The following is a 12160-nucleotide window of genomic DNA, read 5'->3' as shown; positions in this document are numbered from 1 at the left end:
CGGCTCGACGCTCGCGGTGATCGAGACCGATGGCGACGGCGATGTCGAAGCGCCGCCCGCCGATACGCCGGTCGAGGAAGAGATTGTGGCTGAGACGCCGGGGGCCGAGGAAGTGTCGGTGGCCGAAGTCGCTGCGCCCGCGCCCGTTGCAGCACCGGCTCCCGCGCCGGCGCCCGCTCCCGTGGCTGCGCCCGCGCACGACCGCCAGGTCCTCGCATCGCCCGCCGTCCGCGCGCGCGCTAAGGATCTCGGCGTCGATCTCGGCCAAATCCATGCCGAAGGGGACCGCATCCGGCATTCGGATCTGGACGCGTTTCTTCGGTACAGCGCCGGGCAGGGCTATCACGCTCCCGGCGCGAGCCGGGCACGCGCCGACGAGCCGATCAAGGTCATCGGCATGCGCCGCAAGATCGCCGAGAATATGGCGGCGTCGAAGCGCGCGATTCCGCATTTCACCTATGTCGAGGAAATGGACGTCACCGCGCTCGAGGATATGCGCGCGGACCTCAATGCCAACCGCGGCGGCCGCCCCAAACTGACGATGCTGCCCTTCCTGATCGTCGCGATCTGCCGCACCATCCCGCAGTTCCCAATGATCAACGCGCGCTACGACGACGAGGGCGGCGTGGTGACGCGCTATGGCGCGGTGCATCTCGGCATGGCGACGCAGACCGACGCGGGACTGATGGTCCCGGTGATCCGCGACGCGCAGGACAAGAATGTCTGGCAACTCGCGAGCGAAATCAGCCGCTTGGCCGAAGCTGCTCGCACCGGCAAGGCGAAGGTCGAGGAACTGACGGGCGGCACGCTGACCGTCACCTCGCTCGGCCCGCTCGGCGGTATCGCGACGACGCCGGTGATCAACCGGCCCGAGGTTGCGATCATCGGCCCGAACAAGATCGTCGAGCGTCCGGTCTTCGACGGCGACGAGATCCGCCGCGCGAAGCTGATGAACCTGTCGATCAGCTGCGACCACCGCGTCGTCGATGGTTGGGACGCCGCGAGCTATGTGCAAGCGCTCAAGAAGCTGATCGAGACGCCGGTTCTGCTGTTCGCGGATTAACTCACTTCGTCATTGCGAGCGAAGCGAAGCAATCCAGAGCTGTGTACGCCACTCTGGATTGCTTCGCTTCGCTCGCAATGACGGAATTAAGGTTGGGAGTTAAAGCCCCAACCCCTGAAAACTCGTCTGGTCGAATTTCAGCTTGAAGGTCACATAGGCGCCCGAGCGCGAATAACGGCTGTCCTCGAAATCGCGGTCGTGGAAACCTGAGAAATTGTAACCGAAGGTCACATTCGCATTTTTCATCGGCGCCAGCGTGATCGTCGGCCCGCCCGCCCAGCTCACGGTGTCGCCGCCGGTCCCGACGCGCACGGTGCCCGACGCCCCGACATCGACATGTTCGCCGAGGTTGAAGCGGAAATCGGCGCCGAGCAGGTTCGACCAGCCCTTCACATCGTCGGCACCGAACTTGTCGAAATTATAGCGTGTGCCCCAGAATACGCCGACTTCGGCGCGTTCGTACCACATCCGGTCGCCGCCACGGCGATCGCCGATTTCGCGATTGCCCATCGGAGTCCAGTTGACCGACAGGCTGTTGAGCGCGCGGCGGCTCGTCGCATCGCCGTCGATCGTCAGCGCGCCGCCGCCGATCGGGCCCGGCTGCCCGGCGATCGCATCGCGGACCTTGTCCGAGCGGAACTCGGTCTTGTTGAGCCACGACACGCGCGATTCGGCGGGGCGGTGCGCCCAGCTCATCTCGAAGCTCATCACCTCGGTCGTCGGCGTGGTGCCGCTGCCGCTCGCCTTGGCGTAGGTGAAGAGCGCACCGAGCGCGCGGCCTTCGCCGAGCTGGCGCAGGGTGCCGAGCGTCAGCCCATAGCGATTGGCAAGCTCGCCGTCGCGATATTCGGCGCGCCCGGTCAGCGTCCAGCGCTCGGTGCGGTATGTCGCGCCGGTGCTGATCGCGAGGAAGTCCTCGGTCAGCGTGCCATTGTTGCCGAGGAAGCCGCCCGAGGCCACCGGATGATCGACGTTGAGTACGTCGCCGGCGCGGATGCCGCCGATGGTGCGGTTGCCGTCGACCGAGACATCGACCGTCAGCTTCTTGCCGAGCCGCAGCGACTGCGACAGGCCATAGGCGGCGAAGCTGCGCGGGCCATATTCGCCGATATCCTGCTGGTTCGCGGTCGCGAGCAGCCGCGCTCCGGCCCAGGGCGCGAGGTCGAAGCCGAGCCGCGCGGTGCGCGCCTTGATGCTGTCGCCGTCGGCGATTTCGTAGCTGCCGACGAGATTGACGTCGCGCGTGATCGCGAAACGCGCGCCGAGGCGGTGGCGCGTCGGGAAATCGACGCTCGCGTCCTTGCCGCCTAGGGCGAATTCGGTCTGCGCGTCGAGTTCGAGCCGCTTTTCGAACAGGCGCTGCGTCGCGCCGAACTGGACGATGTTCGATACATTGCTCGTGCCGTCCGACAGCCGGTCGTCGGCGTGGGTGATGCCAGCGCGCGCGACGGTGGTGCCATTGTCATATTCGACCAGCGCACGCGCGGCGCGGCGGCGTGAGCCGACGTCGAGATATTGTTCCTGCCAGGCGCTGCCGGAGAGCGACAGCGTGCGCGTGGCGCGCAGCCGCGCCTCGACGCCGAACTTGCGCGTGCCGTCCTCGCCGCGGTTGAGCTGGCCGGCGCCAAAGCCCGTGCCGCGCTCACGGACGTAAGCGAGCACATCGACCGTGCGGCTGTGATGTTCGGCCTCGAGAAGCCAGGCGGTCGCGCGGCCTGCGGCGGCGACCGCGCTGCCGGCCTTGGCCGACGCATCGCTCACCGCCAGTTCGGCGCGGATTTCGGTATCGACATTCGGGCGATATCGCGCATCGACGCCGCCGAGATTGGTCTTCGCGTCGCTGTCCTCGTCGTGGATCATCGTCGCGCCGACGCGAAGCTTCTCGTCGTCGGATTGGTAGCTGACGCGCCCGCCGGCGTTGAGCACGCGCTCGCCGATGCCGTCGACCTCATATTCGGCGACGATGAACTGCGGATCGAGCGCCGACGAGCGGCTGAGCACCGGCTCGCGGAAGCGCAAGGTGCCGGCGAAATAGTCGATGTCATAATCGATGTGGCGCGTCAGCGTGCGCGTGTCGACGATCTGCTCGCTGTGCAGCCGGTCGCGCGTCTCGATGACGATGCGCTCGCTGTTCGGCAAAATATCCCGGGCGCCGAGCTGGTACGGACCGGTCAGGCCATTGCCCTGGATCTCGTCGCGGCGGAAGCGATAGGGGGTGTCGGCCGCGAAGGCGGTCGCGGCGATATTCTTGCCGCGATACTCGGCCTTGCCGCCGTTCAGCGCGCGCTGGTAGCGGGCGAGCTGCGGTTCCGAGATGCCGGTCTCGATATCGCCGAACATCGCATAGAATTGCGGGCGTTCGAGCCGCAGGTAGAGCTTGCGCACCGAGGCGGCGTCGTAGCGCGTCTCGTTGCGGTCGGCATAGATCGTATAATAGGCGCGCGGGTCGATCACGCCGCCGAAGCGCGCGTCGTCCTTGTCCTTGTCGCTGTCATAGGCGAGCGTCATCAGCCATTTGCCGCGCACCCGGCCCTTGGCATAGAGCGCGAGCCGCGCATCGCCGTTGAGGTCGTCGAGCGTCTCGGCCACCGGCTCCATACGATCGTCGAGCGTGTTGTAGCCGAGCGTGCCTGCGGCAAAGCCGACGACGGTCCACGGGCGATCGCCCGGGTCGAGCCAGGTCTCGATCGTCTGGCCCCGCGTCACCTTGTCGTCGCGGAAGGCGAAATCGATCGTCAGCGTGCCCGACGCGGTCGTCGGTTCGAGTTCGATATAGGCGATGCCGTCGTCGCCATCGATCTTCCACACCGGCCGTGCGCGTTCGAGCCCCGAGAGCTGGCGCGCCTGCTGTGCGTCGGCTTCGACCGCGGGATAATAGGGCGCGGGGACGCTAAAATCGCCGGTCAGGCCGCTGCGAATGGGTTTGCCGTCGCGGTCGGTCAGGCGGACGGCGAGCACCGGGCGCGTCACGCCGTCGGCGATCAGCACCGATTTCTCGCGGATCAGCGCGGCGCGCATCGGGGTGATCGAATAATGGACGCGGCGTTCGAGCGTTTCGATCGTCACGCCATTGGCGTCTTTCACCGTCGCGACGAGGCTGTTTTCGCCTTCGCGGATCTCGATGCCGCGCCACAGGCTGACCGCGACCTGGCCGTCGGCGGACTTGCTCGTGCCTTCGAAGCTTAACGGGTCGACCGGCTTGCCGTTGATCGTCAGCGCGACGCTCTGGCCCGGCGCATGCTTGATCGCGGCGCGCACAGCCTTCGAGCGCGGATTATGGTCGGGGGCGGGGAAGAGCCAGGCGATGCCCGGCGCCTGACCCGTCAGCCAGTCGCGGCCCGCACCGGCGGCCTCGGGATCGCTGAGCACCACGGGCGCGTCGGCGGCCTGAAGGTCGGGTGCGGCGCGCGGCGCGCTGGCGATGGCGCGGAAATCGGCGCGTTTCAGCGAGCCGCCGCGGCCCTGCACGAAACGCGAGATCGCGCTGCCCGCGCTGGCGGTCGAGCGTGCGCAGTCGACGGGTTCGCGGTCGAGCGGCAGCGTCGACGGGTCGATCTGCACGACGTGCAAGCCGGGGCGCACGCCTTCGAAATGATAGCGGCCGTCCTGGTCGGTGACGGCGTAGCTGCCGTCCTGCAGCATGACGCGGACGCCGCCGATCCCCGCCGCCTTGCCCGGATTCACCGCGCAGCCGCCATCGGTGATGCGGCCGATGATCGTCATCCGGTCGCCGAGCTGGTCGCGCTTGATCGACACCGTCGCCTCGGAGACGTTCGACGTCGCGCCGCGACTGTCGGTCGCGGTCGCGCGGTTGAGCGCGTTTCCGGGCTGCGCCGACACGACGACTTCGGCGAGATAGGTGAGCAGCACTCGGCCGCCGGGCGCGATCGCGGGCAGGGTGACGCGGAATTCGCGGCCGTTTCCGGCCACCACCGGGTCGATCCGCACGCCGTTCGCGCGCACCGTGTCGAGTCGCAGCCGCATGCCCGCGGGCAGGATGTCGCTGACCGTCACCACGCCGCTCGCCCGGCGCGCATCGCGGGCGGAGACCTCGATCCGGTACTGGATCACGTCGCCGGGCACCGCGACCTGCGTCGAGGTCGTCTTGCGCAGGACGAGTTCGCCGCCCGGCTGGTCGACCGGGATGTCGATGCGCACCGGCGCCGGATCGCTGAGCGTGAACGCCGCGCCGTAGCTGCCGCTGGTGATCGTGTAGGGCAGGCCGTCGTCGGGACGGCGGAAACCGGCCAGCGCCGAGGGATCTGCGGTCGATGGAGCGGTGAAGGGCGCTGGCGGCTCTACCACCAGGCGATAGGTGCCGGGCGCGACGAAGGGGAAACGATAATCGCCGGGCGGGAAACCATAGACGGTGCCGCCGCTGTCGGTGACGCTCTGGCCGGTCACCACGCTCGACGGATAGGTCGACACGCCGTCGTCACCGAACACCGGTGCGGGCTGGCCGGTCGCGGCGTCGACGATCGTCACCCGGCTGCCTGCGACGGGCGCGCCATCGCCGCTGTCGAACACGATGCCGAAGGGGTCGACGAGGAAGCTGATCTGCGCGGTCGCGACCAGATCGGCGTGCGCCGCGTCGCTCACGCGCATCGTCACGGTCGATCCGGGTGCAACCGACAGGCGGCAATCGCCCGCGATCAGCGCCGGCGGAATGCCGATGGTGTTGATGATGCCGATGAATTCGCCGCTGTTCACCGCGGTTTCGGACAGGGTGATGCGCTCGCGATCGCCATTTTCGAGCTCGAGCGTCACGTCGAGCGTGTCGCGAGCGGAGGGATCGGCGTTGGCGCTGGCGAGCGTGACGCCGACCACCAAGACTTCACCGGCGTGAAAGCGCCCTGTGGGCTGCAAAGAGGCGGGATCGGTCGGCAGCGACGCGAAAACGCCGCTCGGTTCGATCAGGCTGGTCCCGTTCGTGCCCTGGCAGCGGGTCGGAACGACCGGCGCGGACTTGGAACCGAGATTGTTGGTCAGCCGGTAGGTGCTGATCGTCGGCCGCTCGGGCGGCCGCGGCGTGACCGTGACGTCGACGCGGTTCGACAGCGTCTGCGCGCTGCCGCCGCTCGCGGTCCATTCGGCCGACGCGGTATTGGAAATGACCTGGGCGTGCGCACTCGTTGCGGGAAGCGTCGCCGCCGCAACCAATGTGGCCGCAAATGCCAGATATTTCGAGAAAAAGGCCATGGGCGCTCAGGCAAGGGGGTAGCGCCGCCGGAATGACCGGCGTCGCTGCCCTTACCCTTTTCCGCGATCAGTTGACGGTAGCGCGGAAGACCAGCGTGCGCGTCGCGCCCGCCGCCACCGTGGCGATCGTCCCCGACACGACCGGCGCGGCATAGCTGCCGCCCGCTGCGCCATCGGCGTTGCAGGTGCCGCCGGTGACCGTCCCGTTGAGCAGGATCGTGCTCGGCGTGAACAGCAGTTGCGTCGGCACGCTATCGCTGATCGACACGCTCGTCGCATCGGCGCTGCCCGTATTGGCCACCGCGATGCAATATTCGACCGTCGCACCCGGGATCATTTTCGGGTTCGAGGTCAGGTTGAACGGGTCGGAGATCACGCGGCTGGTCTTGGTGACCGTCAGCGTTGCCGTCTGCACCGTATAATCGTCGGCGGCGCTGTGCGCGGCGTCGCGATTGGCGTCGTTGACGCCGATGCCGTCGGCAAAGACGGTATCCTTGGCCGCCGTATTGGCACCCGCGGTCTGCGAAACCGCCGCGCCCTGGCTGCCCGGCGTGCCGCCTTCACGCGCGGTGGCGCGCAGCTGGACGCCCGCGACCGAGCCATTGGCGAGGCCGGTGGGGATATCGGCGAGGACGAAGATGCGCGCGGTCGCGTCGGCGGCCAGTTCGTCGACATAGGTGACGAGGGCGTCGCCCGCATCCCAGCTGCCGACCGTCCCGGTCGTCGGATTGTCGCGATAGATGCGGATATTCGTCGCGTTGAAGCTGTCGGTGCCGCCATGCGCCGCGGTGCCGCCCGTGATCTGGGTGGCGGCGAGCAGGAAGTCGAGCACTTCGTTCGACGTGTTGGTGACCTGGAAGGTCGTCACCGCATTGGTCTGCCCCGGAACGACATTGGTCGTGACGGTGCCGACTTCTTCGACGAGCAGGTTGATCTTGCGGTCGACCACGAAAGTGTCCGACGCGCTTTGCTGAACCTGGCTCACGCCACCGACCTGGAAGTCGACGGTGGCGGTATTCGTGATCGAGGCACCAGCAGTCGTGCCGGCGGCGAACGCCGGCGCGGAGGCGAATGTAGCAATCGCCGCCAGACCCAAGGTGCCCATATTCGTCAGCTTGTTCATCAGCTGAACTCCTGGGCTTTGGTTGGTTGCCTTTCCCCACCGCCGGCAACCGTAAGGCGGCTTACGCTATTGAATTACTTCACAACTCCTCGGAACATCAGCTTGCCCGTCCCGCCAGCCGGGATCGGCTGCTGGAACGCCCAGCGGATGTGCGTGACGTCGGCCGGCTGCGCGGCGCGCGTCTGGCCATCGGCCTGGCGAACGGTCATCTGGGGAAGCAGACCCCACGTCTTGCCTCCGTCGACCGAAACCAGCGGGCGCGTGTCCCCGGCGTCGGCAAAGCTGACTGCCGAGGGCATCGGATTGGTGATGACGAACTTGTCGGCCGGCTGCGCGCTCGCGTTGCGATAGTTGAGCACGAACACCAGCTTGTCGCCGGGAACGACGACCTTCGGCTCCTCGAGCAGCACGCGCTGCTTGCCGGTGGCGTCGGTCGAGACGCGTTCGACGAACACATTGTTGTCGAGCGCGACCTGGTTGGCCGCGAGGGCCTGGCCGGGCACGACGGCCGCGGCTAACGCGAGGAAAAACAGGCGCATATTGATCTCCATCAGTCGATCCTGGTCTTGAAGGTGACGGTACGGGTCTGGCCGCCGGCAACCGTGCCGAGCGCGACATTGACCCGCGTGCCGTTGTAATCGCCGGCGTCGGCATCGACGCCGTCGGTCAGCGCCGTGGCGCCGAGCGTGATCGATCCGGCGACATAGCTGGTGTCGGCCGGGATATTGTCGGTGATGGCCAGGCCGTTCACCGAACCGCTGCCGGCGACCGTCGCGGTGATCGTGTAGGTGATCGTCGCGCCCGGAACCGGCTCGCTGCCGCCGAAGGGATCGACGACGACCGCCGATTTGACGAGCGACACCGTGGCGGCCGAGACGACGAACGCGCCCTGGTCCTGCCCGTCGGCGCCGGTCGAGCCGACGACGGCATCGCCGCCGCCTTCGCCCTGGCCCGGAAAGCTGGTGCCCGGGGCGCCGGTGCCGGTCTTCGCCGCGGCGACGAGGCTGACGGTGCCGCGATTACCGTCGCCGACCCCCGCGGGCGTCGTCGACAGCACGAAAATCGTGACGCTTTGGTCGGGATTGAGCGTCGGGTCGTTGGCGCCCGGCGTGTACAGCGTGTCGGTGTTGGCGTCGAAAACGCCGTCGCCATTGTCGATATAGATTTGCGTGACCGTCGGGTCATAATCGTCGCCGCCGCCATTGGCGATCGTGGTCAGACCAAAGCTTTCGACGCCGTTGCCGTTGTTGGTGACCGAAAAGGTCAGGAGCTGGGCGGTCGCGCCGGGCGTCGTCGCGACGTCGGCGGGATCGCTCGAATCGACGGTGACGTCGAGCAGTTCGTCGACGCGCAGGTCGACGCGGTTCGAATCGACGGTCTGCGTGCCGCCGCCCGCGTCATAGCTGGCGGTGGCGGTGTTGCTGATCGTCGAGCCCGCGCGGGTGCCGGCGGCCTGGGCCTGCATCGGCAGGGCGAGCGCCACAGCGAGCGCAATGTAAGAAATGGAAGGGATGCGATACTGATGCAGCGCGCCCCCCACAGGCGCATTCACCATGATCTTTGACTCCGATTGGCTGGTCCGTGCCCCCTCAATCGGCGAAAAAGAGAAATTTCTGGTTAAGACGCTGGTGACCAAGCGCGATTCTGATCCAGAATCGGACAAAAGCGGTCGGGGTTGCCCGGCACGCGCACCGTCTGGCGCCCCGCACCAAGCTCGCGTAAGACGAGCGGAACAACAGGGAGACGGCGGCGTGGCGGAGAAGAAGGGGGACGAGAATGCGCCGGCGCGCATCAACCCCCTGCACCAGATCGAGATCGACGATTTTCGCCGCGACCGGCTGCTCGCGGCGCTGACGCTGATTATCGGCGCGGCTTTCTGTCTTGCCTTTCCCTTCGCGCTCAAGGCGGGCGCCGAATTCTTCCTGCCGCTGACCGCCGCGATCGTCATCGCGATCGCGCTGGTGCCGCTGCTCGAATGGCTCGAACGGCGCGGGGTCCCGTCGGCGCTCGCCTCCTTCCTCGCGCTGTCGGCCTTCCTCGCTCTGGTGAATGCGGCGCTGGCGATCATCGTCGTGCCCGCGACCGGCTGGTTCGCGCGGCTCCCCGAATCGATCCCGCGCATCCAGAGCAACCTCGCGCCGCTGATCGACTTTTATTCGACGCTGCAGAAATTCGTCGATCGCACGCTGATGTCGGTCGCGAGCGGGACCGAGGCGACGGCGCAGGCGGTCGCGGCGCAGGCGCCGTCGTCGGTGATCGACTATTTCATCTCGTCGGCGCCCGCCGCGGCGATCCAGCTCTTTTTCGCGGTGCTGGTGATCTTTTTCTTCCTCGCCGGCTGGACCCGGCTGCGCAAGGGTACGATTCGCCGCCGCGGCAGCTTCGACGGCGCGATGCAGACCGCGCGCGTGATCCAGAATGTCGTCGACGCGACCGCCGACTATCTGGCGACGATCACGATGATCAACGCGATTCTCGGGCTGCTCGTGTCGCTGTTGCTGTGGGCGCTCGGCATGCCGTCGCCCTTCATGTGGGGCGGCATCGTCTCGCTGTGCAATTTCGTGCCGTATCTGGGGCCGATCGTCGCCGCGACGCTGTTGGGACTCGGCGGCCTGATGACCTTCGACGCGGTGGGCTTTGCGCTGCTTCCCGCGCTGATCTTCATCGGCGTCCACACGATCGAGGCGAATCTCATCACCCCGCTGGTGCTCGGACGGCGGCTGACGGTCAATCCGCTGCTGATTCTCGTGTCGTTGAGCTTCTGGGGCTGGGTGTGGGGCGCCCCGGGGGCGCTGCTCGCGGTGCCTTTGCTGCTCATCGTCCAGACCGTGCTGCAGTCGACCGGAACCCCCGATCTGGCGGGTTTCCTGTTCGAGCGCGGTACGCTCACCGCGGCCGACGAGATGCGCGATCGATTAAATCGCATGCATGCCGAAAGCGACGGTTGACAGGGTCGAGCGCGGCGCATATTGGCGCTGCTCCCAAGCACACGCGGGTGTAGCTCAGTTGGTTAGAGTGCCGGCCTGTCACGCCGGAGGTCGCGGGTTCGAGCCCCGTCACTCGCGCCATTCCTCAGTCCCTCGGGACGGAATGGCCACCGCAGCTTGGGACGCTTTACCAGGCAGAATGATGTGGATTGGCGCGGCTTATCAGCCGCGCCACCGCCCCAGTTCCATCCAGCGCAGCAATGCCTTCAGCGGCAGCACCCAGATCCAGACGATCCCCGCGACGAGGTAGAAGATCGCCTGCACGAGCACCGGCCATTCACCGACCCACGGCGACAGGCTGGCCACCAGCACCGCCCAGGCGATGATCAGGGCCATGATCAGGAAGATGCCGGCTGGCTTGCGCCAGCTGGGCTGCGGCTCGTTGGTCACAAACGGTCTCCGGTCACGATAAATTCCTGTTCGGTCAGCACGGCGTCGAGCGCCATGTCGGTGGGCTCGAGCGGCATCGCATCGATTTCCTGCACCGACCAGCCGACGCCGATGCGTAGGGCCTGCGGATTCGCCGCGAACCAGCGATCATAATGGCCGCCGCCCTGGCCGATGCGCCCGCCGCGGCGGTCGAACCCGACGAGCGGGCAGAAGAGGAGCGCGGGGAGCGCCGATTCGGCAGCGTCGGCGGGCTGGAGCGTCGTCCACGGGCCCTTCACCAGAGCGTCGCCCGCGTGCCAGCGGCGAAAGCCCATCGTATCGACGCGGCCGTCATGGTGGGGGAGGGCGAGCGGATAGCCGCCCAGCATCGGCAGGATGTCGGGCTCGTCGCCCCACGGCGCATAGGCGCCGACGACAGCCTGCGCGCCGACGATCTCGGCGAGCGGGTCGGGAAGCGCCCGGAACGCGGCAAAGCGCGTGAATTCGTTGAGATTGGCGACAAAATGGCGCCGCCTGAAGCGCAATTTCTCGCGCAGCCGCCGTTTCCGGCTCGGCAGGTCGGCGGACATTTCGGTCATCGCCTCACTCTCTGCCTTCATCAAATGGTTGGCGGGACCACCATGGGCCGTTTTCTGGAAGATCCTCTGACGCCAGTAACGTCAGGTGGGAACCATGTACGTCGGACCAGGGTCCGGGCAGGGACAGCTCCCTTGGATGATGTATCGCCTCAGGGATTTTCGCAACAGCTCGTACCGGGCAGCGCCCGCCGCCCCCTATGTAGGGATGCGGGCGCCCGCGCTCAAGGCATTTGCTCGACTTTCGTCGCCAGCGCCTCGATGCGGTCGGCGATCTGTGCCAGCGCGCGGTCGTGGACCGGTGCGGCGGGGGCGGGGACGACCGGCGCGCCCTGACGCAGCTTTTCGAGCTCGGCGGTCAGCACCGCCTCACGCTCGGTCGCCTGCTTGACCTGGTCGAGCGCCGCCGATTCGCGCGATACCGCGGCGCGGAGTTCGTCGCGCGCTGTGCTTTCGCGGCTTTCTGCGAGCGCGATCGCCGCACGCAGCGAATCGAGCTGCGGTTCGGCATTGCCCGCCTTGTTCTGCGCTTCCTGCGTCTCGTCGGCGAGCATCAGCGCCGCGAACAGCAATTGGCGCACCTCGGTGGTGCCCTGCATGCCGCGCGCCTTGGCGTCGACGATGCCGGCGAGTTGGATCAGCTGCGCCTCCTGCCCATCGGCGCAATGGACGTCATAGGGGCGCCCGGCGATGGTGAGCTTGACGTCAGCCACGTTCGGCCTCCGCGATCAGCCGGTCGAGTTCGCCGATGACGGCGGCGACTTCGGCCTTCAGCGCCGACTGTTCGGCGGCGGGCAGGGCGGTCGCGGTGGCGGCTGGCGGG

9 protein-coding genes and 1 tRNA gene are annotated in these 12160 nt (G+C 67.4%); 3 read left to right on the top strand and 7 right to left on the bottom strand.

The window, feature by feature from the left end:
• Positions 1-1063: dihydrolipoamide acetyltransferase family protein (locus tag B1A78_RS17045; protein ID WP_083734263.1), on the top strand; the 1063-nt coding region annotated here is incomplete at its 5' end.
• Positions 1064-1162: 99 nt separating this feature from the next.
• On the opposite strand, the gene B1A78_RS17040 is transcribed toward B1A78_RS17045, so the two are convergent.
• From B1A78_RS17040 to B1A78_RS17025, 4 genes are all read right to left on the bottom strand, one after another.
• Entirely contained in the window at positions 1163-6262 is a 5100-nt protein-coding gene (locus B1A78_RS17040) for a DUF11 domain-containing protein (RefSeq protein WP_083734262.1), read from the bottom strand.
• A gap of 67 nt (positions 6263-6329) precedes the next feature.
• Entirely contained in the window at positions 6330-7385 is a 1056-nt protein-coding gene (locus B1A78_RS17035) for a DUF11 domain-containing protein (protein WP_077148110.1), read from the bottom strand.
• Positions 7386-7459: 74 nt separating this feature from the next.
• A complete protein-coding gene (locus B1A78_RS17030; RefSeq protein WP_077148109.1) occupies positions 7460-7936 on the bottom strand; it encodes a hypothetical protein in 477 nt (158 codons plus the stop codon).
• Positions 7936-8868 (bottom strand): hypothetical protein, encoded by a 933-nt coding sequence (locus B1A78_RS17025; protein ID WP_256839062.1) that lies wholly within the window; start codon positions 8866-8868, stop codon positions 7936-7938. Before B1A78_RS17025 ends, B1A78_RS17030 begins: the two co-directional genes overlap by 1 nt.
• A 307-nt stretch (positions 8869-9175) precedes the next feature.
• Between B1A78_RS17025 and B1A78_RS17020 the strand changes: the two genes are divergently transcribed.
• Together B1A78_RS17020 and B1A78_RS17015 are read left to right on the top strand one after the other, a co-directional pair.
• Positions 9176-10333 (top strand): AI-2E family transporter, encoded by a 1158-nt coding sequence (locus B1A78_RS17020; protein ID WP_077148111.1) that lies wholly within the window; start codon positions 9176-9178, stop codon positions 10331-10333.
• 43 nt (positions 10334-10376) lie between these two features.
• Positions 10377-10453, top strand: a tRNA-Asp gene (locus B1A78_RS17015).
• 81 nt (positions 10454-10534) lie between these two features.
• Here the strand turns inward: B1A78_RS17015 and B1A78_RS17010 are convergent.
• From B1A78_RS17010 to B1A78_RS17000, 3 genes are all read right to left on the bottom strand, one after another.
• Entirely contained in the window at positions 10535-10762 is a 228-nt protein-coding gene (locus tag B1A78_RS17010) for a DUF2842 domain-containing protein (RefSeq protein WP_077148107.1), read from the bottom strand.
• A complete protein-coding gene (locus tag B1A78_RS17005; RefSeq protein ID WP_083734260.1) occupies positions 10759-11340 on the bottom strand; it encodes a 5-formyltetrahydrofolate cyclo-ligase in 582 nt (193 codons plus the stop codon). The genes B1A78_RS17010 and B1A78_RS17005 overlap by 4 nt, the downstream gene beginning before the upstream one ends.
• A 221-nt stretch (positions 11341-11561) precedes the next feature.
• Positions 11562-12050: a cell division protein ZapA gene (locus B1A78_RS17000; RefSeq protein ID WP_077148105.1), complete on the bottom strand. Its 489-nt coding sequence runs from the start codon at positions 12048-12050 to the stop codon at positions 11562-11564.
• Positions 12051-12160: the final 110 nt, after the last annotated feature.

Source organism: Sphingopyxis sp. KK2, assembly GCF_001990265.1.
Taxonomy (GTDB): Bacteria; Pseudomonadota; Alphaproteobacteria; order Sphingomonadales; family Sphingomonadaceae; genus Sphingopyxis.
This window is presented reverse-complemented; position numbering and strand designations above follow the sequence as displayed.

Excerpts from the sequence above, each read along its gene's own strand:
- B1A78_RS17040 (WP_083734262.1), bottom strand. The coding sequence starts at position 6,262 with ATGGCCTTTTTCTCGAAATATCTGGCATTTGCGGCCACATTGGTTGCG.
- B1A78_RS17035 (WP_077148110.1), bottom strand. The coding sequence starts at position 7,385 with ATGAACAAGCTGACGAATATGGGCACCTTGGGTCTGGCGGCGATTGCT.
- B1A78_RS17030 (WP_077148109.1), bottom strand. The coding sequence starts at position 7,936 with ATGGAGATCAATATGCGCCTGTTTTTCCTCGCGTTAGCCGCGGCCGTC.
- B1A78_RS17005 (WP_083734260.1), bottom strand. The coding sequence starts at position 11,340 with ATGACCGAAATGTCCGCCGACCTGCCGAGCCGGAAACGGCGGCTGCGC.